Below are 20,866 nucleotides of genomic sequence, written 5' to 3' on the forward strand. Positions count from 1 at the left end.
GAGACGACCGATGATCCAGTCCGTAAAGGTCAAGAACCTCACGCTTTCCAAGGACAATGTCCGCAAGCGCAATCGGGATATCGACCTGGCGAGCTTCGCCGAGAATATCTTCGCGCAAGGCCTCCTACAGAACCTGATCGTTACCCCGCTCAAGAAAGCGGGCCATTTTACGGTCAAGGCGGGCGGCCGCCGGTTGCGCGCGCTCCAGCTCCTCATCGAGCAGGGCCGCTTTGCCGCCGATCATGAGGTGCCGGTCCTCGTGCTTGCCAACGATACCGCGTCGGTCGAGGCAAGCCTGTCGGAGAATTTTCACCGGGCCAGCATGAACCCGGCCGACGAATGCACCGCCTTCAAGCATTTCATCGACAAGGGCGCGACCGCCGAGGACGTCGCCAAGCGTTTCGGCGTCACGACCCGCTTCGTCGAGCAGCGTGTGCGTCTCGCCGAACTGGCGGAGCCTGTCTTTGAGGCTCTCGCATCGGGCGAAATCAGTCTCGGCGTCGCGCAGGCCTATGCCGTCACCGCCGACACCGATCGCCAGGCCCGGGTGTTCGCGCAGATGCGCAATCACTATTACGGTGACCAGCCCGACAATATTCGCCGCGCGATCCTGAATGGCACGGTCAAGGCGAACGACGCCAAGGCGCGTTTCGTGGGCCGCGAGGCCTATGTCGCGGCGGGCGGTCATGTCGAGGGCGACCTGTTCGCGACCGAGGCCGATGAAAATTGGACCGACGTCGATCTGCTCGAAGATCTTGCCGCCAAGAAGCTCGAAGCCGCCGCCGCCGAGGTCGCGCAGACGCACGGCCTGGCCTTTGTCACGCCGATCGCCGCGACCCATGTGCCATACGATCTGGAGCGCCAGCTGCACGAATATCATGCGACGGCCCGTCCGCTGACCGAGGAGGAGCAGCAGCGCGTCGAAGCGCTTTCGGCCGAGAACGACGATTTGGTCGAGGCCCTCGAAAATGGTCTGGAGGACGGCACGCCCGAGGCGCAGGCCGCCAACGATCGTCTCGACGCGATCGATCGCGAACTCGAGGAGATCGACGCGGCCCGGGAGGTCATCGATGGCGACGTGAAAGCGCAGCTCGGCACGTTCGTCTATATCGGCGGTGATGGCGAAGCGCGGGTTCACACCCGCCTCTTCAGCGAGCGTCCCGTGGTCGATCCGAACGCGCCCGCGCCGACCTCGTCTCCGGCGGACCCATCCACCGCGGGTGACGGCGATGTCGGGGTCAAGCTCAGCGCGACGCTCGTCGATGAACTGGCGACCCAGCGTCGTCAGATCCTGGTGGCGCATGTCGCGAGCGACCCGGGCCTCGCGCTCGACCTGACCATCTTCCTGATGGCGCACGGCACGGTGTTCGCGAACAATTACGTGCGTGACCATTCGACCCTGAAGGCGAGCGCCGCGCAATTCCCGATCACGGCATTTCGCGACGAGGGATCGACCGCCTCTCGGGCGATCGAAGAGCAGCGCCAGGCGCTCGACACGAGTTGGGCGGGTCATCGAACGATGACCGAGCGGTTCGATGCGTTTCGCGCGCTCGACGACGAGGCGCGGGGCGCATGGGTGGCGTTCGTGATCGCCCAGACGCTCGAACCGACGCTCAATGTCGGTGACGGCGGCCGCCTGAACGGCTTCCACGATCACCTCGGCCGCATCCTCGAGATCCAGGTTGCGCAGTGGTGGCGTCCGACCGCCGAAAACTTTTTCGGCCGGGTGAAGAAGGACGTCATGCTGGACGCCCTCGCCGAGATCGGCGGGCCGGTGCTGCGCGGTCGGTATAAGGATGCGAAGAAGGGCGATCTCGCCAACACCTGCGCGTCCCTCTGTGCGGGCCAGGGCATCGTCGAGGCGGAAATCCGCGAGAAGGCGACCGCCTGGCTGCCCGAGGCGATGCGCTTCGACGCGATCGAACAGCCCGAGCGTCACGCGCTCCACTCCGCCTTCCTTTCGGATGGCGACGAGCCCGAGGCTGCGGAGGATGGCGCCGAGCCTGACGGCGCGCACGACGGTGCCGGCGACCCGGGCGAGGAGGAGCTGAGCGAAGCCGCCTGATCGGATCACAGTTCGAGGCGACTGGGGCGGCACTCGCAAGAGCGTCGCCCCTCTTTTTGTGCTCGTTCCAGCCGCGCCGATCGGACGCGGCGAACCGGCGCACTCCCACTTATGATCTGGAGATCCGCAATGGCAAATACACCGGACAAGCCGTCGCCCGCCGACATCATCACCAACGCCATCATCGAGAAGCTCGAATCCGGCGTGCGCCCCTGGGTCAAGCCGTGGCGACCGGGACTTGGCGGGCGTCCCCTGCGCGTCACCGGCGAGCCCTATCGCGGCATCAACTGCTTCTGGCTTTGGCTGGTCGCCGAAAGCGCGGGGTATAACGGGCGCACCTGGATGACCTACAAACAGGCTCAGGCGCTCGGGGGCCAGGTTCGCGAAGACGAGCGGTCGCAATTCGCGATCTTCTACAAGACCTACAGCAAGACCGTGCAGTCGCCGATCAGCGGCGATGCGGCGGACGAATTGCGACGTGTCCTGCGCAGCTATGCGGTCTTCAACGTCGATCAGATCGACGGACTGCCCGACCGCTTTCGCCCCGACACCCTGGCGCTCGTTCCACCGGTCGATGCGCTGCCGGAGCGTGCGACTCAGTTCGTTGAAGGGCTGCCCGCGACCGTTCACGAGCGTGGCGATCGCGCTTTCTACGATCGGGTGGCCGACAGCATCACCATGCCTCCGGTTTCGCTGTTCATGACCCGCGCGCGATGGGCGGCGACGCTCGCACATGAAGGTGCGCACTGGACCGGGCATCCCGATCGCCTCGACCGGGAGTTCGGCAAGAAATTCGGTGATCAGGCTTATGCTTGCGAGGAAGTCGTGGCGGAGATGGCGGCGTCGCTGGTCGGCGCCGACCTCGGTCTTCCGACCTTCCATCTCGACGATCACGCAGCCTATATCGGCTCCTGGCTGCACGTCCTCAAACGCGACAGCCGGGCCATCATGACCTTCGCCGCCAAGGCGGAGGCGGCTGCGGGCTATCTGATGCGGGCCTCGGGTATCGGCGCGGTCGAGACAGGATCCGACCTTCGCCAAGCAGCCTGACCTCTCGTATCGCTTTCGTGGCATCTCGCGATGACGGGGGGTTGGATCGACGATACGGTCATCGCCATGACCGTTCATCGGACCGTGACGGCAATCGCGAAGGCACCGATCCGCTTCGGTGCCTTCGTCGCGGTCAGCGATGGGACATGCGTCGTTGACCCCGAGCGCGCGAGCCCGGGCGGTATCGCCAAGCGGCCCCAAGGCGCTGGGGTGCGCGAAGCGTATCAGGCTGGCGAAGAGGTCATCGTGCTCACCGATGGCGGTGTCCTCGCCGATCTGGCCGATGGCCAACGCTGGGTCGAGGTCGCCTCCGGCCGCCTTGCCGAAACCGGTTGAGAGGAGAGGAAGCGGTTGGGTTCGGCCGCCTTTTTTGCTATGGTTTTCACCGGAGACCGGCGATGAATATCGAGCGCAAAGTCACCCGCGATCACCCCCGGATTTCGACGGAGGAGCGCGCGCGCCGCCAGGAAGCGGTCGATTTCGCGCGGGGAAGCGTGCGCTTCGAGGGCTTCGAGCTCAATGCGGAAGCCGAGGCGATCAACCGCCGTTTCATCGACGGTGAGTTGACCGTCGCCGAACATGTGGCTGCCATCGCCGCCTTATAGTGGCGACGGAGATCGACGCGGCCCGCGAAGGCCGGATCACCTTCGCGCGCATCACCGAGCTGCAGCTCGATCCCGTGCGCGGTCGCTTCGATGTCGACCACCTTCGTGAAGTCCATCGTCGGATCTTCCAGGATCTGACGCATCACGCGCCCGGCGATTTTCGGCCTGACGCCCCCGGGCATATGAAGCGCCGCGTGCTGGAATCGACGCGCTTCCGTTACGCCGTCCCTTATGCTTTGCGTCCGGAAGTCGATGCCCGTCTGACGGAGGTGCTCACGACGCTCGATGGCGGCGCGGCCCTGCGCGGCCTCCCTCCCGCCGAATTCACTGGACGGATGGCCAGGCTCTACGGCGATCTCGATCATCTCCACCCTTTTCGCGAAGGTAACAGCCGCACCTTGCGCAGCTTCACCGATCAGCTCGCGCGCCAGGCCGGCTATTCGCTCGACTGGGGAACGACCAACGCCAATGCCGTCACGCGCGACAATCTCTACATGGCGCGCGACTTCGCCGTCCTGCAGCGGGCCTACCCCGGCATCGCCGGCAAGGAACCGACCGACATCGCCGATCGCGATCAATATGCTGCGTATCTGACGCTCGGCGAACTTCAGAAGGCCGACCGACTCGGTGAGATCATCCGGCAATCGGTCGATCGCGGGCGGATGGGCGCCGAGGTCGAGACCCTCGCGTTCTTCGATGTCAAAAGCGAGATGGAGATGCTCCTGCCGGCTGCTCGCCACCAAGCGCGCTGGGACGAAGAACGGGCGCGCATTCTGGCGCTGCGCACGCCCTCTCTCGCGCCGCTGCATGAGGAAGCGGCCAAACGGCACCGATGGATCGACGGCGCTGCCGGCCCCGAAAACCTGCTGGCGCGCGGCGCTGCCGCGGGCGTCACGTCCGTGGACGTGAAGCGTGTGCCGGGTGAGCGAGCGATCGAGCGCGTGATCGGGCTAGGAAGTGCCGTTGCGGACGCCGAGCGAGCGCTGGTCCGCGACCGGGCAGCTGCAGCCACAGATTTGGCGTCGCGTCGGCCCCCTTCGCACCGCGAGCGCTAAGGCCTTCGGGCACTGGAGGAGAGGCTTCCGCCGAGGCGTGGGCTCGCCGCTGCGGGCTCTTTTCACGGAGGATATCATGGCCAATCGTGTTTCCGCATCGATCGAGCTTGGCGGCTTGGTCACGCCGAGTGATTATGCGGATCTCGTCGCAATCATCGCCAGCGAAGGTCTCTCGAACGAGTGGGACGGACCGGCCTTTGGCCCCGAGGATCGCACCGAAGGCGAGCGGCTCTGCCTGTACGCGCATGAAGTCGCCGGGGGCTCGTTCGAGACGCTCGAAGCATGGTGCGTAACCCATGGCCTCGCCTTTGCCCGCTGGTGTGGCGGCTATGATTGCGAATGGAATCCGGAGCGCGTGGTTTTCACAGGCACCGGTGCCCTGCAATTTTTCGTCGCAGACGAGAGTGATCGCATCCTTATCGATCGGGCCGACATCGAGCGGTTGGGCTCGCTCGAGGCGATCTTCGCCCATTTCGGAAAGGCCGATTTCGTCGTGCCGCCGCTCGTCGTTGCGGATCGCGCTGACGCCTGAGTGACCCGCCGAGGCGGACCGACTGGCTGCAGATTGCCGGAGGCCTCGCCCCCTTTCTGGAGATTACATCATGGGTTGGCTTTTCATGCGCGACCTCGGTCGCTTCGCGACTCCGCGCGCCTATCTCGACGATCAATTCACCTATGTGCGCGATGACCATCGCCTCACCGTGCTGGCATCGTCGATGGTCGGCACGACCTATTATGCCGCATGCGAGCGGATCGACACAGACGTCCGGATGGTGTTCGCGGTCATCTGCCTGACCAAGCGAAGCAGCGGCGCCAGGGATGGCTGCACGTTCGGATATAAGGACATGTCGGAGGATATGGGGCCGCACGAGAGCGAATGCCCGGCCGCAATCCTTGACCTGCTGACCGAGACGCAGAGCGACTATGCGCGGGCGTGGCGAAGTCGCTGCCGCGACCATCTCGAGCATCGTCGTCTGGTCAACGCCAGGCCGACCCCGCGTCCTGGGCAGATCATCATCTTCGACGAAGCGCTGACTTTCAGCGACGGCCAGGCGCGCGACCGTCTCGAGGTCGTGCCAAATCCGAAGGGAAAGCAGGCTTTGTTTCGCGACCCCATGTCGCGGGCGATCTGCCGCATCCCGAACGTCAAGCGGCGGGGCTACCGGCTGGTCAATCCGGCGGTTCGCACGCGCTGACAAGGGCGATCGCCGCAGGCGCTGGTCGCCCTCGTAGATTCACGAATGTTGGTGCCCGTCCGCATCAGCGACCATCCGCCTGACACGATCGATTGGCACAGGCGCCGCCCGGCTCGGGAGGCACCCGTCGCTATCCGGTGTCTTGGGCGGGAGGCATTGATGCAGGCCGAGGAACGCGAACACGCGCGATCACGGGCGCGTGCTGAAGCAAAGATGGTCGCGAACGCGGCCTGCGGCGCATCGCGCTTCATCCACGAGGATCTCGAGCGTCGCTACCTCACGCTCTGCCTGCGGTCCCGTGACCCGGCCGAATGCGACGGTTGCGATCTGTCCAGGCGATGCGCGGAGACCGCTGCCTGGATGTCGGCCCGCTGGTCGCAGCCGGTCCCGGCAAACGAGCCCGATTACGTAGATACGCGAATATCGCGCGACTAGCGCCTCCATCACCCTTGGCTCTGGTTCAGACGGAGGCGTTTGCCATGAAAACCATTCTTCTGCTCGTCCACGACGATGCCGGCCAGGAAGCGCGCTATCAGGGCGCCGTCGCGCTTGCGCACCTGCTCGATGCGCATCTCCACTGTGTCGATGTCGCGGTCGTGCCCGATGCCGTCGGGGACACGGCGGCGTTCGTCGACGGCGGCCTCATGCTCGCCGAAGAGCGCACCCGCGAAAGCCTCAACAAGACGCAGCTGACGCTACGCCTCGATACCGAGGGCGTGCGCTACGACTGGATCGATACCTACGGCCTCGTGCGCCAGTCGATCGGGATCCACGCCGCCCTCATCGATCTCATCGTGCTCAGCACCGATGCGATGGGCACGTTTGTCCCGTGGATGAAGGAGGTGATCGGCGACCTGCTGGTCGAGCTCGGCAAGCCGATCCTCGTGATGCCGCCGGCTGCCGATGGCCTGAAAGCCGATGGGCGCGCGATGGTTGCCTGGGATGGATCGCGCGACGCCGACGCGGCGCTGCGCGCCGCCATGCCGATCCTGCAACACGCCGAGTCTGTCACACTCGTTTACGCGGACGACAATTCCCTTCGCATCCCGGTCAAGACTGCCGTCGATTATCTCAAACTGCATGGTGTCGAGGCGACGATCCGAACGCTTCATGGCAGGTATGAGCGCGCGGGCAGTGTCCTGGTGAAGGAAGCACGCCACGGTCTTTACGATTATGCGGTGATGGGCGGCTACGGCCACTCCCGCGCGCTGGAGACGCTTTTCGGCGGGGCGACGCGCACGATGCTGGCGAAATCGCCGATCCCGGTCCTGCTCGTCCATCAGCGGTGATGGGAACGTCACAGCCCCGCCTGCGCTTGTAGCGGCAGGCGGTCGCCTCGGCCGCGCGTGAGGAATTGCCATGGCCGACGACAACACCGCGACCCTTTACCGCATGGTGCTCCCCGAAGAGACCTGCCCGTTCGGCGTGCGGGCCAAGCAGATGCTCGAGGACAAAGGCTTCGCCATCGACGAGCATATCCTGCGCTCCCGCGACGAGGTCGAAGCGTTCGAGCAAAAGGAGGGTGTCGAGACGACGCCCCAGATCTTTATCGGTGGCAAGCGCATCGGCGGCAGCGACGACCTCGAGCGCTATCTCGCCGCATGACGCGACCCCAGCGTTCGGAAAAGAGTGGCGGCCTGTCGCCGGTCGCGGCCGGGGCCGTCGTCGTGGGCATGCTCGGCCTGAGCGCGCTGCTCGGTCGCCGCAACGCGCCCGATCCGTCGCATCCCGATATCCGCGACTGGTATCGCGGCCTCGACAAGCCCGCCTTCACCCCGCCTGACGCGGCCTTCGGCCTCGTCTGGCCGGTCTTGGAGACCGGCATGGCGGTGGGCGGCTATCGCCTGCTGCGCGCAGCACCGTCCGCGCGGCGCAATGCGTCGATTGGCCTGTGGCTTGGCACCATCGGCATGATCGGCGGCTGGTCGGAGATCTTCTTTCGTGGACGCGCGCTCGGCACCAGCGCTGCCGCGTCCGGTGCCATGCTCGCCGGCGCGGGCGCCTATGTCGCGACAACCCACAAGGTCGATCGCGCGGCGCAGCTGACGGCCGTGCCGCTGGTCGCGTGGCTCGGCTTCGCGACGATCCTCGCCACCAGCATCTGGCGGCGCAATCTGGGGTCGTAGCGCACGCTATGAGCCTGACCGTCTGGCATGATGGCGGCTGTCCGCTCTGCCGGCGCGAGATCGCCCTGATGCGGCGCCTCGATCGGCGTGGCGCGATACGCTTCGTCGATGTCAGCGAAGGCGCGAGCATCTGCCCTGCCGATCGCAAGGCGTTGCTCGCCCGCTTCCACGCCGAAGAAGACGGCGAGATGCTGTCAGGAGCCGCCGCATTCGCGGCGATGTGGCGGGCCATCCCGCTGTTGCGACCGCTCGGTCTTGCAGCGCGCAACCCGGTGGTTCTGCGACTTCTCGAAGCGGCGTATCGGCGCTTCCTCACGATCCGGCCGTCTCTCCAGCGCATCGCGCGTCATTTCGAGCGATCGCCCTCGTGATCCGGCCAACGCCCCTGCCGGCCGGCCCCGATCAGGAGAGCGTCTGGTCGTTCCCGCGTCCGGCGATCGCTTTGCCGACGGAGGCGCACCTGCGCGTGGTGCTGAATGGGCAGACAATCGCCGAAACCCGGCGCGCCGTGCGCACGATCGAGACCAGCCATCCCCCAACCTATTATTTCCCGCTCGCCGATATCGCGCCCGGCGCGCTGCACCGGGTGGCCGGTAGCAGTTTCTGTGAATGGAAAGGCGCTGCGATCTATTATGACGTGGTTGCGGGCGATATCGTGCGGCCCAAGGCCGCCTGGTCCTATCCGAACCCGACCGCTCTCTTTGCGAGCATAGCCGATCATGTCGCATTCTATGCCGGCATGATGGATGCCTGCTTCGTCGACGACGAGCAGGTCGTGCCGCAGCCGGGCGGCTTCTACGGCGGCTGGATCACATCGCGCATCGTCGGTCCCTTCAAGGGCATCCCCGGCAGTAAGGGGTGGTAGGCGCGGTCGCCGTCGTCGTCGGCGCGGGTGGCGGCATCGGCTCTGCCTTCGTCGATGCGCTCGGTGCCTCGGGTCGGTTCGATCGCATCCATGCGCTCGCGCGCCGACCCGGTGCGAACGAGGACCGGATCCTGCATGGCCCGATCGATATCACCGACGAAGCGAGCATCGCCGCCGCCGCCGGCCGGCTTGGTGAACCGGTCGATCTCGTCCTCGTCGCCACCGGGTGGCTGCATGATGCCGGGCACATGCCCGAGCGGGCGCTGCGCGATCTCGAACCTGCGGCGCTCGCACGATCGTTCGCGGTCAACACGATCGGGCCGGCGCTCCTTCTGAAGCATTTCGCGCCGCTCCTGCCGAAGGATCGACGCGCGGTCATCGCGATGCTCTCCGCCAGGGTCGGCAGCATCTCGGACAATCGCACCGGGGGCTGGTATGGCTATCGCGCCTCGAAAGCCGCGCTCAACATGATCATCCGGTCGGCCGCGATCGAGCTTCGCCGGACGCGCCCGGAGGCGATCTGCGTGGCCCTCCACCCCGGCACCGTCGACACGTCGCTCAGCGCGCCGTTTCAGGGGCGCGTGCCGCCTGAGCGGCTCTTCGGCGCGGACCGGGCCGCCCGCCAGCTCCTTGCCGTGATCGACGATCTTACGCTCGAGGCGTCGGGTCGGATCTTCGCCTGGGACGGAAAGGAGATCGATCCTTGAGGCTTGCGCCATGCGGTAGCTAGATTGCGGGGACGGTGGTTGCAATTTCCCCGGGCGCTGGCAGCGCGATTGATGTGGTGGCCGTGGTCGCTGTTCGTCGCGGCCCGGCGGCTCACCCGCCAGAGGGATGCGGCATGTGGGGCGCCGCGAGGCGCCCGCAACCCCCGAAATCCGGCCGTGTTGCCGTGTGCCACGGCTGCCCGCTCCACCCGAATTTCGCGGGTTCCCCTCGGCTCCGCCTCGGTGCGGTCCCCTCTGTTCCGGCGCCCCCTGAGGTGCGCATCCGGCGGATGAGCCGCCGGGCCGAGAACAAGAAAGGCCTCGTCCCATGTCCACATCACTTGCCGCAGCGCTTGCCGCTCTGGAGCTTGGGCATCTCGAACCCCGCGTCGAAGATCTCTCCGGCATGGCACCGCCACCCTCTGAAGCGCTCGAACAGACCATCACCGCCTTATGGAGCGACCTCTTCGCCACCCTCTTCAACACGTCGCTCGAACGCGACACCGAGGAGCTTGGTTGGGGTCTGGTCAATCTCTTCCACCGCGCCGCCGCCAAGAAGCACGCGACCATCGATCGGCTGACCGACGAGATCCGGGTGCTGATCGCCGAGCAGGACGGCTCGGAGATCGCCACCACCGACCTCGAGGAGAAGATCGATCTCGCCAAGAAGATCGAGGAAGCCGCGGGTTGCTTCGAGCAAATGCGCGATACCGCAGCCGCCCATTATCTGCGCGAGACTGGCCGCTCGTGGGTGCCGTCGACCGGCAACCGCATCTCGCTCGGAGTGACCGCCGCGATCGTCGATGGCCGGGCCTTCCTGCGCGCGCGGCGCGAGCGGATCCGCGATGCCAACACCGCAGTCGGCACGCCCGTCGTCTTCGCCGGTGGGCGGCTGAGCTTCGCCAGCGACGCCGATATGACGACCTTCGGCGACAATCTGCTCCGGACGCTGAACGCGGTCCGCGAGCGCGTCGGCGACATGTATCTGGTCCACGGTGGCGACATGAAGGGCATCGAACGTCTGGCTGCCTCCTGGGCCGAGCAGCATGGCATCCAGCAGGTGCGCTTCGGGCTCGATCGCAAACTGGGCGATCGTGCGGGCTTCCGCCGCAACGAGCAGATGCTGTCCCTGAAGCCTCGCTACGTGATTGCCTTTCAGGGCAATGGCGTGACCGAGCGTCTGGTCATCGATGCCAAGAAGGCGGGAATCCGCGTCGTCGATCGTCGCGGTCCGCTCGGGGTGCCGCCGCAGGCTCTGTGAGATCGCTGCCCGCCGGCCTGGCCGGCGGGCTCGCATCCGCGCTGACGCATCCCTATGTTGGCCCCGTATTGCAAAGGGGCAGTATTGGTGACGAACGGCAGCAAGTCTTTGCGCGATATGGCGCTGGGGTTCACCGCGACCGACGCCTTTCAATCGACAATCGATCGCGCGCTCGAACAGGAGCGTGCGTTCGCCAAGCTGACCGCTGCCGGCATGTTCGGAGAGGATCGCCACAGCCGCGCCGTGCGCGGCCTCGACGATTCCGCGATCGCAGCCGCAACCAAGCTCGCCGCAGCAGGGATCGGTGGCTTCGATGCTCCCGAGACTATTTCAGCCACGATGGCCAAGCTTGCGATCGGCAGGCATGATCCTTTCGAGCGCTATGGCGTCGCGCACAGTGCCATCGAGGCGGCGATCGGCAAAATCAGCGCTGCTGCGATCTCTCCGTTTGACCGGGCCTATGACACCGCCGCCAAGCTCGCGCTGGCGGCGTCGCCCACGCTCAAGATCCAAAGCGAGATCGAGAAGGCCTATGCCAGTTTCTCGGGCCTCGCATCCCACAGCCGGTACAGTGAGACGCTTGCGGGGCTCGGCATCGAGCGCGGCGCGATCGGCGCCTTTGCCCGTTCTGAGCATTGGGCGAGCCGGATCGCGGCGCAGCCCGACTTTCTGTCGTCGCTCCTCGGACCTGATCGTGCCGCGCAGGAGCAGGTCGCCGCTTTGAAGCTGGCGGCCGCCGGCATCTCGACGGCCAGCGCCGAGCTTGGCCGGTCGGCGATCATGTCCCGGATCGACATCGACGCAGCGCTCGGTCTCACCTCGTCCAAGATGTCGGCCTACGCCGGCGCGATCGACGTGCTCGGTCCCGATACGCTGGCCAGTCGAACTGCCTATGAAGCGGTGCTTGGCGGCTTCAGCGCGTTCGACCATGTCGACAGCCGTCATTGGCGCAACCCGGTCGAGCGCGTGCGAATATATCGGGACCAGGCCGTCGACGACGGTCTGCTCGACGCCGACAATGCCGAGACGATCGCGATCCTGGTCGACAGCGGTGTCGTCGAAGGCGGTCGCACGCGCTCGGGTGCCGTCACCGCCATCGTTGAGGCGGGGCCAGTTCGTATGCGGATCCTGGCGACCCGCCCCAAGCTGGGCGCTTTCGGCGCGATCGAGGCTTTCGAGAACGGCTTGCGCGCCTTCGTCGCGGCAAAGCTGGCGCCCGCGCACGGTGCCAAATGGTTCGTACAGCGCGTGCCCGGCGATATCGTCGGCCGTGCCAAGGAGCGCCGCCGCGAGGCCATGCGGAGCGGCGAAGCCGCGCTCGATCTGATCTTCTACACCGATCTCGGCGACCTGCTCACGATCATCGTTCGGCGCGACAATTGGAGCGAGCATTTCGAGGCCGTGTTCGATCGCGCGGAATGGCTGCGGGTCGATCTCGAACGCCTCACCGCCTATCGGCGCCCAACGATGCACAGCCGGCCGATCGAGCCGCCCTTGTTGTGCGAGATCGTCTTCATCATCCGACGCTTGGTGGGGTGGATGGAACGTGATGGGATCTGGGATCACGGCTGGGACGCCGACGCCTGAGGTCGTCAGAGACGACCGTCGGCCCGAAAGCGCGCGATCCCGAGGTCGATCAGCGCGTCGAGTTGCGCGAAGAGGTTCGGATCGATTCGTTTGAAATTCAGGCAGGCCTTGCCCTGCATCCGGCGGCGCAGGTCGGGCGTCATGGTCTCGATGAGGTCGGGATGGATGTAGAGCGGCATGAGATGCGCCGAGACGTAGGATTTCTTGATCTCGACGCCGCCGAGCCAGGTCCGGTAGCCATCCCGCTGGCGAACCTCATGCGTGCCAAGGATGTAGCGATCGGCGTCGTCGGCCAGGAGCACGCAGGCGTCCGCGTGCTTCGCGTAGAGCAAGCGTAGCGCCTTAAAGATCGCGGCAAAATCGTCCATTGTCGGATTTTCATTTCGTGCGGTCGGTGCGTCAAGGTGGTGGGACCATCCTTGCTGGTCGCTCGGCGTCGTGGTCGTCAGGCCCGCCTTGAGGCGTTTGGCGGTTTCGATGATCGTGCGCACCCTCCTCTCCGTTCGACTATGCCGCCTGGAGCGCACTGGATGGGTCGCGATGGTTTGGGTGTCTGGGCCTTCCTGTGGCGAGCTGGGCGCGTGATCCGGTCGGCGAGCAGCGGAGGGCGTTCCTGAGGCCCGGTGTCCGCCCGTTGGGGATCATCCCCTCTCTTTCACTGAAACCCCTAATCTGACCGTCCGGTATTCCAACCCGCGATCTTCCGGACCGTGTTGCCGCTGCCGCGGCTGCCCGCACCACTCCTGCGATCGGGGTTCCCCTTTCGCGTCTGCGCGCTCCGGTGGAAGCACCGGCCTGGCCAGCTTGGTCGGGGTTCAGTCGAGGGAACGATCCCCCGGCGAAGCACAAGGAACCTCGAAATGCAGAACCTCGTCATCCTCGCCGGCAACGTCGGCAACGCGCCCGAGACCCTCACCACCCAGGGTGGCACCAAGATCACCAAGTTCAACCTCGCGACCTCGCGTCCCAAGCGCGACAGCAACGGCAAGACCTTCAAGGACGAGAACGGCCGCCGCGCCGAGGACACCGAATGGCACCGGATCACCTGCTTCAACGGCATCGCCAAGACGGTCGCCGAATATGTCGAGACCGGCCAGAAGGTGATGGTCACCGGCCACATCCACTACACCCGCTGGACCGATAATCAGAACATCGAACGCTACGGCGCCGAGATCATCGCGGAGGACGTCAAATTCCTCAGCTACGGCAAGTCCCGCCAGAACCGCACCGGCGGCACCCAGGACAATGAAGACGACGACGTCCCCTTCTGACGGGGTCGGGATCGGCCCGGCGGCTCAGCCGCCGGGCCTTTTCGGCTGCTTGGGCGCCTCATTGTTGTTTCTCGCCATATCTGGCGACTAAGTGCAGAGAGGCGTGGGTTACTCGCCACATCTGGCGAATAGTGTCTGGAAGTTGGGCGGTTCGCCTAACTCGCCACTTACGGCGACATAATCTTGCTTTCGTAGGCTAACCCGCCATATATGGCGAGAAATGAAGATCGCCGCGACCACGCCCGATTCGGTCATGCTCGAGGAATTGGGCAGGCGTGCCCGTGCGCACCGCGTCGGCATGAACCTGACGCAGCCGCAGCTGGCCGAGGCCGCGGGGGTATCCAGCCGCACCATCGAACGGCTCGAGTCCGGCACGCCGGTCCAGCTCGACAAGCTGCTGCGCATCTTGCGCGCGCTGCGTCTCACCGACAATCTCGACCAGCTCTTCCCCGAAGTCTCGATCCGCCCGCTCCAGCAGATTGGCGCCAAGCCCAAGGTTCGCCAGCGGGCGCGCACCACCAAGGCGCCGGTCGCGCGCGGCGCCAAGCCCGGCTGGGTCTGGGGCGACAAGAAGTGACGACCGCCGTCGTCTCGCTCTGGGGCAGCCGGATCGGCGCGGTGACGCTGCCCCCCGGCGAGCGGATCGCGAGCTTTGAATATGATCCCGATTTCGCGACCAGCGGCATCGAGGTCTCGCCGCTGACCATGCCGCTCGGGCGGCAGGTCTATCGCTTTCCGGGCCTGCCGCCCGTCAGCTTCCACGGCTTGCCCGGGCTGCTCGCCGACGCGCTTCCCGATCGTTACGGCAACACGCTGATCGACGCCTGGCTGGCGACGCAAGGGCGTCTGCCCGCCGACTTCAACGCGGTCGAACGCCTCTGCTACACCGGCTCACGCGGCATGGGCGCGCTCACCTTCGCGCCGAGCCACGGACCGGCCGCGACCGCCGCCGATACGCTCGCGATCGGCGAACTGGTCAAGCTCGCGTCCGAGGTGCTGGTCCACCGTGCCGAATTGAACGTCACCTTCGCCTCGGAGGAGAAAGCGGCAGCACTGCGCGAGATCCTGCGCATCGGCACTTCGGCCGGCGGCGCGCGCGCCAAGGCGATCATCGCCTGGAACCCCGACACCAACGAGGTGCGCTCGGGCCAGGTCTCCGCACCTGCCGGCTTTGGCTATTGGCTGATGAAGTTCGACGGGGTCGCCAACAACAAGGATCATGAGCTGGCCGATCCGGCGGGCTTCGGCGCGATCGAATTCGCTTATTCGATCATGGCTGGACGCGCTGGCATCGACATGGCCGAATGCCGCCTGTTCGAAGAAGGCGGCCGGCGGCATTTCATGACGCGCCGCTTCGACCGTCTCGACGATGGCGATCGGCTCCATATGCAGTCGCTCGCCGCGCTCGCGCATCTCGATTTCAACGATCCGCGCGCCAACAGCTACGAGCAGGCCTTCCTCGTCATGCGCCAGCTCGGGCTGCCCCAGTCGCAGATCGACCAGCAATTCCGCCGGGCCTTGTTCAACATCGTCGCGCGCAACCAGGACGATCACGTCAAGAATGTCGCCTTCCTCATGGATCGCGAGGGCGACTGGCGGCTCTCGCCCGCGTTCGACATTTCCTATTCCTACAATCCACGTGGGGAGTGGACGTCGCAGCATCAGATGTCGCTGGCCGGCAAGCGCGATGCCTTCACGCTCGCCGATCTGATCGCGGGCGGCGACGTCGCCGGGGTTTCGGCGCGGGGCGTCAAAGCCATGCTGGAGGAAGTGCTTGAGGCCGCCCACCAATGGCGGCGGATCGCCGGCGCGGTCGGTGTGCTGCCGCGCTTCGTCGACGATATCGCCGATACGCTTCGGTTGACCTTCGACTGAGGAGAATGATGTCGGGCCGAAGGTTTCGGCGATCGATATCACATGTCCAGGCAGGGTAGATGCTCTTGAGGGGAAGGCCTTCCCCTGCCGCCGAGCCGCCCCCAGCGACTGGGGGTCTCGGCAGACCCCTTCTGCGGGGGGCTCGACCCCCCGCAACGCCCCCCCGGTGCTGATCCGACCGTGGGGAATAGCCAAAAGGTGTGGTGTGAACGCGCGCTTCGCTTGTTGCTGACCCGAAACTATCGCGATAAAATTCCCCAGAGCCGAGGAATAATCGTGATGGACCATCCCGCCAGAAACGCAAAGCGACAGAAGATCTTCGAGCCCTTCGTCATCTGCGGTCCCAAGGGGGAGCGCCGAGCCCACCTGCTCGACATCTCCGAAACCGGCGCGCTCATCCACAGCGAGCCCAGCTGTGATCGAGGGGCGCTGGTCCGGCTCAGCATCCAGGACACGACCGTGGCGGCGCAGGTCGCCTGGTCCAGCCCGCCCCGCTTCGGCGTCACCTTTTCGCAGCGGCACTCCGCTGACACCGTCAAGGCTTTCCTCCGAGCTTAGCTGACGCGCAGCGAAAGCCGGACCTGCAGCGTCCGGCGTGTCAGAGGACGCGACCGGCCATAATGCGTCGATAATCAACAGCCACCGGGCAGCCGTCGGCGGGCACCTCCCGCTCTTTGTGACGCGATCCTTGGTCCACAGCCCGGCCTTCCACGATCAACCCGTAAAGGGTCCGGGCGCTGCGCTACGGTTTTTTCCGATCCTCGAAAAAATGATCGCGGCCGGACTGCGGACACGTCGGGCGTCAGTCGAGCGGGATGCACCCGCCGACGGACAAGGAGCCTCGACATGTTCAACGACATCTGGATCGCTCGCCGCAGCGCGCTCAGCCTCTCGAAGACATTGATGGTCGCCACCGCCGTGATCGCGATCGGCACCCAGTTCGCCGTCCTCACCGCCGACGAGGTCGACGCCAGCGTCACCGTCGTCGCCGAATATGATCCCTTTGCCTGATCGGAGGGGGCTTCGGCCCCCTCCTCCTCGAGCGAGGGTCGCTCAGCTCGAAAAGTTTGTTTGAACAAACTTTGCGGACGGGGCTCGGGCTGAACCCGACTTCTCGTCCATGTCGTTGATCCTGCTGTTCGCTTTTCCGTGCTAGGCTGAACGCATGGAGACGGGCGTGAGCGGCGAACAACAGGAAGCGGCGAACGACGCGGAAAGCCCACAGGACTTTCTCATCGACGCGAGCGAGCAGCTCGCCGCGGCGCAATCCATGGCCGAGGTCGTCGACGTCCTGCGCCGCACCGCGCGCGACGTGGTCGGCGCCGAGGGCATCGCCGTCGTCATCCGCGAAGACGATCGCTGCTTTTATGTCGCCGAGGATTCGATCAGCCCGCTCTGGGCCGGAAGCCGCTTCGACGAGAATATCTGCATCTCCGGCTGGGCGATGCAGCATCTCCAGACCGTCTGCATCTCCGACATCCGCGCCGATGCGCGTGTGCCGCAGGAAGCCTATGCGCCGACCTTCGTGCGCAGTCTGCTGATGGCACCGATCGGACGTCCGCGCGCGGTGGCGGCTCTGGGCGCCTATTGGTCGGAGGTCCGCGTCCATGATCGCGCCACCATCCGCCGCCTCGAAAGTCTCGCGCGCCTGGCGGCGATCGCGATCGAGAATGCCCGGCTGCTGAAGCTCGCCGCCGACAACACCCGCCAGCGCAGTCTCATGGTCGCGGCCGGGCGCATGGGCATGTGGTCGTTCGACATCGCGACCGGTGATCTCGAAACCTCACCGATGTGCCGGATCAACTTCGGCCGCGATCCCGCGCTGCCCTTCACCTATACGGATCTGCACGCGGCGATCCACGAGGACGACAAGGCGCGCGTCGAGGAGGCGATCGCCACCAGCATCCGGAGCGGCGGCGACTATGACATCGAATATCGGCTGATCACGCCCGACGGCGAGACACGCTGGATCGGCATCCGGGCACAGCCCTCTTATGCCGACGACGGCACGCCGCTGACGCTCGACGGACTGTCGGTCGACGTCACCGATCAGAAAAGGATGGAGCAAGCGTTGCAAAGCTCGGCCGCGACGCTCGAGCATCTGGTGACCGAGCGCACCCGCGAACTCATCGAGGCGCAGGAGGCGCTTCGCCAGGCGCAGAAGCTCGACGCGATGGGGCAACTGACTGGCGGCGTCGCGCATGATTTCAACAATCTGCTGACCCCGATCATCGGCAGCCTCGATCTGCTCCAGCGGCGCAAGGTCGGCGGCGAGCGCGAGCAGCGGATGATCGACGGTGCGCTACAGTCCGCCGACCGCGCGCGCACGCTTGTCCAGCGGCTGCTCGCCTTCGCGCGTCGCCAGCCGCTCAAGCCCGAGCCGATCGACGCCTCGGCGCTGATCCAGGGGATGCGCGAGCTGATCGAGACGACGCTCGGGCCGCAGGTCGCGCTCAACTTCGATCTGTCCGAAGGCTTGCCGCTCGCGGTCGCCGATCCGCACCAGATCGAGATGGCGCTGCTCAATTTGTCCGTGAACGCGCGCGACGCGATGGCCGGCGGTGGTCAGCTCACCCTGTCGGCGCGGCAGGCTTCGCCGCGCGCCGATCAGGCAGACATCGCGCCCGGCCATTATGTCGTGATCGCCGTCTCCGACACCGGTGCTGGGATGAGCGATGCGACCCGCAAGCGCGCGATCGAGCCCTTCTTCTCAACCAAGGGCATCGGCCAGGGCACCGGCCTTGGCCTGTCGATGGCGCATGGCCTTGCCTCGCAGCTGGGCGGTGCCCTTACCATCGAGAGCGCGATTGATCAGGGCACGACCGTGAGCCTGTGGCTTCCGGTCAGCGCCGACACGGTTGTGCGCGCGCTGCCCGCAGCTGCGCAGCTAACGCCGATCGCCGGCACGGCCCTGCTTGTCGACGACGAGGATCTCGTGCGCGCCAGTACCGCCGACATGCTCGCAGACATTGGCTTCAAAGTCATCGAAGCCAGTTCAGGGGCGATGGCACTCGACCTGCTCAAGGATTGCGGCGTGGTCGATGTGCTGATCACAGACCATCTCATGCCCAATATGACCGGCGTCGAACTGGTGCGCGCGGTCGCCGAACATTGCCCCGATCTGCCCGTGCTGATCGTTTCGGGCTATTCCGATGCGATCGGCATCGACGCTGAAATCCCTCGCCTCGAAAAGCCTTTCCGGCAAGCCGATCTGGCGACGCGGCTGGCGGGGCTGCTGTCGATCGCGCCTTCCCCTGCCCCAGCTTTGACGGACGCCGCGCCGCAAAAGTTTGTTTGAACAAACTTCGTCTGGCTGGCGGATGGAAGGCCGCGATCCCATCTAGCAGCGAGCCATCTCTCGACGGAGTATCGACGTGCCCTCCCCCTCCCCTGCCCGTATCCTTATTCCGATCGACGCTCAGGATCCGGCCGCCTGGAAAATGGCCAGCGGGTACGCCGATGCGCTCGCCAAGCAGAATGCCGATGTGCGCGAGGTCATCCTGCTGACCCACGCAAAGGCGCAGCTCAACAGCACGTCGCTTGCCAACTTCGTCGGCAAGGCCGCTGCAAAGGCGCTGCTCGCCAACAATTCGCTTCCCCTGCCCTCTTCCGGCAAGCCGCTGCGCCACGCGACGCTGCAAACTCTCGGCGGGTTCGCGCGAGGAGCGATCATCATCGCTTATTTTGCCGAGGATCGGATGCTTGAGACCATCGATGGCATCACCGGGCTGGCCGCTGTGTTTCGCGGTCCCCGAATTTGACGATCAGGTCGAGCGCTGGGTTTCGCGGTGGAATCCGGTCGTGCCGGGGCAGGCGGCCAAGGCCGCGAAGCCGCTTCTGACCGACGCAGTCGTGGAAAAGGCGCTGACGACGCTCACCAGCCTCATCAATCTTGGCAACGGCGTTCTGGTGGCGCGCGACAAGGAGAAGGCGGACGAAATTCTGCGGATCCTGCGCGCGAAGGGACACAGCTTCGATCCCATTGCGATCAAGTCCTGGGCGATCCAGCAGGGATGGAAGAATGGCGCGGCGGACGAACTCGCTAAGCTCGCGGTGCGGGTAGGGGGCTTGAAGGGCAAACCTTCGATCAGCGGCTATCACGACCCGGATGGGCGCTACGCGCGCTGGGCAAGCTGAAGCCCGAGGGCGTCGATCGCCCGAAGTTTGTTTGAACAAACTTTTCGGGTTTCGGCTGTGGTGTGACGGAGGGGAATCGAACCCCTCCCGGCGCTAACCTTGATGAGGCACTTCGCTATAACGGTGGTCACTCTATCGCTCGCGTGGATCGGCTACCCCACCAGGGATCACGTCAGCGCCCGCTTTTCCGTGCAGATGTAAATCGACGTGTGCAGCCATATGAACCTCCATATTTGGCACGTGAATGGTGGCCTCGATGGTGAGCCCGGTGATGGAAGCGATCCACGCCGCGATAATCGTGAGTCGTCTTGCGCGAAGTTTCCTCTTCAAACTGAAGCGGATGAGATGGGGATAGAAGGATCGTCACGCAAGCGGCGCGCGCGCCGCCATTGACTTAATTCCGCTGCCATATACAAAAACGATATGGCAGGTGAGAAATGACGACAGCGCGGGTCTTCGTGACCAATCGATCGCAGGCGGTTCGCATCCCCAAGGCAGCCGAATTCCCGGCCGACGTCCGCGACGTCGCCATCCGCTGTGTCGGGCGCAGCCGCGTCATGTCGCCGGCTGCCGGCACATGGGATGATTTCTTCGACGCCGACGGCGTCGATCTCGGTATGCGCCCCGCTGTCCCGGCCCGTCGACGGACCAAGCCGTGAGCGCACGGTTCATGCTCGATACTTCCTTCTGCATGTCCCTGTTGTCGCAACGCCCCTCGGGCTTGCGCGAGCGCTTCAACGCCGAGGCCGATCGGCTCGTGCTTTCGAGCATCGCGCTGATGGAATTATTCTCGGCGGCCGCCGAGGCGTCCGATGCGGCCGATGCACGCCGCGCGGTCGAGGATTTCGCCTCCCGCTTCGTGGTACTCGATTTCGATTCCCGCGCCTCGCAGCTCGCCGCCGATCTCGGCCAGCAAATGGGCCGGGCAGGGGTCGCGAAAATGGGCTACGACCTTCTCGTCGCTGCGCATGCGCGCAGCCAGGGGCTCACGCTTGTCACGATCGATCCCGATCGATTTTCGGAAATACGCGGCCTTGCCGTCGAGAAATGGAGTTAGCGCATCCGC

The 20,866-nt window shown here is 65.5% G+C and carries 27 protein-coding genes; 26 read left to right on the plus strand and 1 reads right to left on the minus strand.

What is annotated here, in order from left to right; genetic code table 11:
• Nucleotides 1–10: 10 nt before the first annotated feature.
• From FHS31_RS14505 to FHS31_RS16760, 16 genes are all read left to right on the plus strand, one after another.
• The gene (locus FHS31_RS14505) at nucleotides 11–2,065 is read left to right on the plus strand and encodes a ParB/RepB/Spo0J family partition protein (RefSeq protein WP_167074822.1); all 2,055 of its coding nucleotides are present in this window, start codon (nucleotides 11–13) and stop codon (nucleotides 2,063–2,065) included.
• A gap of 129 nt (nucleotides 2,066–2,194) precedes the next feature.
• The gene (locus FHS31_RS14510; protein ID WP_167074824.1) at nucleotides 2,195–3,115 is read left to right on the plus strand and encodes an ArdC family protein; all 921 of its coding nucleotides are present in this window, start codon (nucleotides 2,195–2,197) and stop codon (nucleotides 3,113–3,115) included.
• A 30-nt stretch (nucleotides 3,116–3,145) separates the two neighbouring features.
• Nucleotides 3,146–3,451, plus strand: coding sequence for a gp53 minor capsid family protein (locus FHS31_RS14515; protein WP_167074826.1), 306 nt, complete (start codon nucleotides 3,146–3,148; stop codon nucleotides 3,449–3,451).
• 62 nt (nucleotides 3,452–3,513) lie between these two features.
• Entirely contained in the window at nucleotides 3,514–3,720 is a 207-nt protein-coding gene (locus FHS31_RS14520; protein ID WP_167074828.1) for an antitoxin VbhA family protein, read from the plus strand.
• Nucleotides 3,720–4,775, plus strand: coding sequence for a Fic family protein (locus FHS31_RS14525; protein ID WP_167074830.1), 1,056 nt, complete (start codon nucleotides 3,720–3,722; stop codon nucleotides 4,773–4,775). The genes FHS31_RS14520 and FHS31_RS14525 overlap by 1 nt, the downstream gene beginning before the upstream one ends.
• Nucleotides 4,776–4,851: 76 nt before the next feature.
• Entirely contained in the window at nucleotides 4,852–5,307 is a 456-nt protein-coding gene (locus FHS31_RS14530) for a hypothetical protein (protein WP_167074832.1), read from the plus strand.
• A 70-nt stretch (nucleotides 5,308–5,377) separates the two neighbouring features.
• On the plus strand, nucleotides 5,378–5,971 hold the full coding sequence (locus FHS31_RS14535) for a DUF6927 domain-containing protein (protein ID WP_167074834.1): 594 nt from the start codon (nucleotides 5,378–5,380) through the stop codon (nucleotides 5,969–5,971).
• 159 nt (nucleotides 5,972–6,130) lie between these two features.
• Complete coding sequence (locus FHS31_RS14540; RefSeq protein ID WP_167074836.1) at nucleotides 6,131–6,406, plus strand: hypothetical protein; 276 nt, start codon at nucleotides 6,131–6,133, stop codon at nucleotides 6,404–6,406.
• A gap of 44 nt (nucleotides 6,407–6,450) precedes the next feature.
• Nucleotides 6,451–7,260, plus strand: coding sequence for a universal stress protein (locus tag FHS31_RS14545; RefSeq protein ID WP_167074838.1), 810 nt, complete (start codon nucleotides 6,451–6,453; stop codon nucleotides 7,258–7,260).
• Between the two features lie 70 nt (nucleotides 7,261–7,330).
• A complete protein-coding gene (locus FHS31_RS14550; protein WP_208408748.1) occupies nucleotides 7,331–7,576 on the plus strand; it encodes a glutaredoxin domain-containing protein in 246 nt (81 codons plus the stop codon).
• Between the two features lie 68 nt (nucleotides 7,577–7,644).
• Entirely contained in the window at nucleotides 7,645–8,097 is a 453-nt protein-coding gene (locus tag FHS31_RS14555) for a TspO/MBR family protein (RefSeq protein WP_243843486.1), read from the plus strand.
• A gap of 8 nt (nucleotides 8,098–8,105) precedes the next feature.
• Nucleotides 8,106–8,468: a thiol-disulfide oxidoreductase DCC family protein gene (locus tag FHS31_RS14560; protein ID WP_167074842.1), complete on the plus strand. Its 363-nt coding sequence runs from the start codon at nucleotides 8,106–8,108 to the stop codon at nucleotides 8,466–8,468.
• Nucleotides 8,465–8,962 (plus strand): DUF427 domain-containing protein, encoded by a 498-nt coding sequence (locus FHS31_RS14565; protein WP_341786372.1) that lies wholly within the window; start codon nucleotides 8,465–8,467, stop codon nucleotides 8,960–8,962. The genes FHS31_RS14560 and FHS31_RS14565 overlap by 4 nt, the downstream gene beginning before the upstream one ends.
• On the plus strand, nucleotides 8,956–9,669 hold the full coding sequence (locus FHS31_RS14570; RefSeq protein WP_167074844.1) for an SDR family NAD(P)-dependent oxidoreductase: 714 nt from the start codon (nucleotides 8,956–8,958) through the stop codon (nucleotides 9,667–9,669). The genes FHS31_RS14565 and FHS31_RS14570 overlap by 7 nt, the downstream gene beginning before the upstream one ends.
• 328 nt (nucleotides 9,670–9,997) lie before the next feature.
• Entirely contained in the window at nucleotides 9,998–10,930 is a 933-nt protein-coding gene (locus tag FHS31_RS14575; RefSeq protein WP_167074846.1) for a DUF2493 domain-containing protein, read from the plus strand.
• An 87-nt stretch (nucleotides 10,931–11,017) separates the two neighbouring features.
• Nucleotides 11,018–12,517 carry a Swt1 family HEPN domain-containing protein gene (locus FHS31_RS16760; protein WP_167074848.1) on the plus strand — a complete coding sequence of 500 codons (1,500 nt, stop codon included), beginning with the start codon at nucleotides 11,018–11,020 and terminating at the stop codon, nucleotides 12,515–12,517.
• Between the two features lie 5 nt (nucleotides 12,518–12,522).
• Here FHS31_RS16760 and FHS31_RS14585 read toward each other — a convergent pair whose 3' ends face one another.
• Nucleotides 12,523–13,008, minus strand: coding sequence for a hypothetical protein (locus FHS31_RS14585; RefSeq protein ID WP_167074850.1), 486 nt, complete (start codon nucleotides 13,006–13,008; stop codon nucleotides 12,523–12,525).
• 369 nt (nucleotides 13,009–13,377) lie between these two features.
• Between FHS31_RS14585 and FHS31_RS14590 the strand changes: the two genes are divergently transcribed.
• The 10 genes from FHS31_RS14590 to FHS31_RS14635 all read left to right on the plus strand — a co-directional run bounded on the left by FHS31_RS14590 (nucleotide 13,378) and on the right by FHS31_RS14635 (nucleotide 20,857).
• Nucleotides 13,378–13,788 carry a single-stranded DNA-binding protein gene (locus tag FHS31_RS14590; RefSeq protein ID WP_167074852.1) on the plus strand — a complete coding sequence of 137 codons (411 nt, stop codon included), beginning with the start codon at nucleotides 13,378–13,380 and terminating at the stop codon, nucleotides 13,786–13,788.
• A 220-nt stretch (nucleotides 13,789–14,008) separates the two neighbouring features.
• Nucleotides 14,009–14,365 carry a helix-turn-helix transcriptional regulator gene (locus FHS31_RS14595; protein ID WP_167074854.1) on the plus strand — a complete coding sequence of 119 codons (357 nt, stop codon included), beginning with the start codon at nucleotides 14,009–14,011 and terminating at the stop codon, nucleotides 14,363–14,365.
• Nucleotides 14,362–15,663 (plus strand): HipA domain-containing protein, encoded by a 1,302-nt coding sequence (locus FHS31_RS14600; RefSeq protein ID WP_167074856.1) that lies wholly within the window; start codon nucleotides 14,362–14,364, stop codon nucleotides 15,661–15,663. Before FHS31_RS14595 ends, FHS31_RS14600 begins: the two co-directional genes overlap by 4 nt.
• Nucleotides 15,664–15,942: 279 nt before the next feature.
• On the plus strand, nucleotides 15,943–16,221 hold the full coding sequence (locus FHS31_RS14605; protein WP_167074858.1) for a PilZ domain-containing protein: 279 nt from the start codon (nucleotides 15,943–15,945) through the stop codon (nucleotides 16,219–16,221).
• A 288-nt stretch (nucleotides 16,222–16,509) separates the two neighbouring features.
• On the plus strand, nucleotides 16,510–16,674 hold the full coding sequence (locus FHS31_RS14610) for a hypothetical protein (protein WP_167074860.1): 165 nt from the start codon (nucleotides 16,510–16,512) through the stop codon (nucleotides 16,672–16,674).
• A 166-nt stretch (nucleotides 16,675–16,840) separates the two neighbouring features.
• Nucleotides 16,841–18,961 carry an ATP-binding protein gene (locus FHS31_RS14615; RefSeq protein ID WP_208408749.1) on the plus strand — a complete coding sequence of 707 codons (2,121 nt, stop codon included), beginning with the start codon at nucleotides 16,841–16,843 and terminating at the stop codon, nucleotides 18,959–18,961.
• Nucleotides 18,962–19,103: 142 nt separating this feature from the next.
• Nucleotides 19,104–19,424 (plus strand): hypothetical protein, encoded by a 321-nt coding sequence (locus tag FHS31_RS14620; RefSeq protein ID WP_167074862.1) that lies wholly within the window; start codon nucleotides 19,104–19,106, stop codon nucleotides 19,422–19,424.
• On the plus strand, nucleotides 19,378–19,800 hold the full coding sequence (locus tag FHS31_RS14625) for a hypothetical protein (protein WP_167074864.1): 423 nt from the start codon (nucleotides 19,378–19,380) through the stop codon (nucleotides 19,798–19,800). The genes FHS31_RS14620 and FHS31_RS14625 overlap by 47 nt, the downstream gene beginning before the upstream one ends.
• Nucleotides 19,801–20,237: 437 nt before the next feature.
• On the plus strand, nucleotides 20,238–20,459 hold the full coding sequence (gene vapB / locus FHS31_RS14630; protein ID WP_167074866.1) for a type II toxin-antitoxin system VapB family antitoxin: 222 nt from the start codon (nucleotides 20,238–20,240) through the stop codon (nucleotides 20,457–20,459).
• The gene (locus FHS31_RS14635) at nucleotides 20,456–20,857 is read left to right on the plus strand and encodes a PIN domain-containing protein (protein WP_167074868.1); all 402 of its coding nucleotides are present in this window, start codon (nucleotides 20,456–20,458) and stop codon (nucleotides 20,855–20,857) included. The genes vapB and FHS31_RS14635 overlap by 4 nt, the downstream gene beginning before the upstream one ends.
• Nucleotides 20,858–20,866: the final 9 nt, after the last annotated feature.

This window comes from Sphingomonas vulcanisoli (genome assembly GCF_011761305.1).
GTDB lineage: Bacteria > Pseudomonadota > Alphaproteobacteria > Sphingomonadales > Sphingomonadaceae > Sphingomonas_I > Sphingomonas_I vulcanisoli.

Bases quoted from the DNA above. Each gene is read 5' to 3' on its own strand.
- FHS31_RS14505 (WP_167074822.1), top strand. From the start codon at position 11: ATGATCCAGTCCGTAAAGGTCAAGAACCTCACGCTTTCCAAGGACAAT.
- FHS31_RS14510 (WP_167074824.1), top strand. From the start codon at position 2,195: ATGGCAAATACACCGGACAAGCCGTCGCCCGCCGACATCATCACCAAC.
- FHS31_RS14515 (WP_167074826.1), top strand. From the start codon at position 3,146: ATGACGGGGGGTTGGATCGACGATACGGTCATCGCCATGACCGTTCAT.
- FHS31_RS14520 (WP_167074828.1), top strand. From the start codon at position 3,514: ATGAATATCGAGCGCAAAGTCACCCGCGATCACCCCCGGATTTCGACG.
- FHS31_RS14530 (WP_167074832.1), top strand. From the start codon at position 4,852: ATGGCCAATCGTGTTTCCGCATCGATCGAGCTTGGCGGCTTGGTCACG.
- FHS31_RS14535 (WP_167074834.1), top strand. From the start codon at position 5,378: ATGGGTTGGCTTTTCATGCGCGACCTCGGTCGCTTCGCGACTCCGCGC.
- FHS31_RS14540 (WP_167074836.1), top strand. From the start codon at position 6,131: ATGCAGGCCGAGGAACGCGAACACGCGCGATCACGGGCGCGTGCTGAA.
- FHS31_RS14545 (WP_167074838.1), top strand. From the start codon at position 6,451: ATGAAAACCATTCTTCTGCTCGTCCACGACGATGCCGGCCAGGAAGCG.
- FHS31_RS14550 (WP_208408748.1), top strand. From the start codon at position 7,331: ATGGCCGACGACAACACCGCGACCCTTTACCGCATGGTGCTCCCCGAA.
- FHS31_RS14555 (WP_243843486.1), top strand. From the start codon at position 7,645: ATGCTCGGCCTGAGCGCGCTGCTCGGTCGCCGCAACGCGCCCGATCCG.
- FHS31_RS14560 (WP_167074842.1), top strand. From the start codon at position 8,106: ATGAGCCTGACCGTCTGGCATGATGGCGGCTGTCCGCTCTGCCGGCGC.
- FHS31_RS14575 (WP_167074846.1), top strand. From the start codon at position 9,998: ATGTCCACATCACTTGCCGCAGCGCTTGCCGCTCTGGAGCTTGGGCAT.
- FHS31_RS14590 (WP_167074852.1), top strand. From the start codon at position 13,378: ATGCAGAACCTCGTCATCCTCGCCGGCAACGTCGGCAACGCGCCCGAG.
- FHS31_RS14595 (WP_167074854.1), top strand. From the start codon at position 14,009: ATGAAGATCGCCGCGACCACGCCCGATTCGGTCATGCTCGAGGAATTG.
- FHS31_RS14605 (WP_167074858.1), top strand. From the start codon at position 15,943: ATGGACCATCCCGCCAGAAACGCAAAGCGACAGAAGATCTTCGAGCCC.
- FHS31_RS14610 (WP_167074860.1), top strand. From the start codon at position 16,510: ATGTTCAACGACATCTGGATCGCTCGCCGCAGCGCGCTCAGCCTCTCG.
- FHS31_RS14620 (WP_167074862.1), top strand. From the start codon at position 19,104: ATGGCCAGCGGGTACGCCGATGCGCTCGCCAAGCAGAATGCCGATGTG.
- FHS31_RS14625 (WP_167074864.1), top strand. From the start codon at position 19,378: ATGGCATCACCGGGCTGGCCGCTGTGTTTCGCGGTCCCCGAATTTGAC.
- vapB (WP_167074866.1), top strand. From the start codon at position 20,238: ATGACGACAGCGCGGGTCTTCGTGACCAATCGATCGCAGGCGGTTCGC.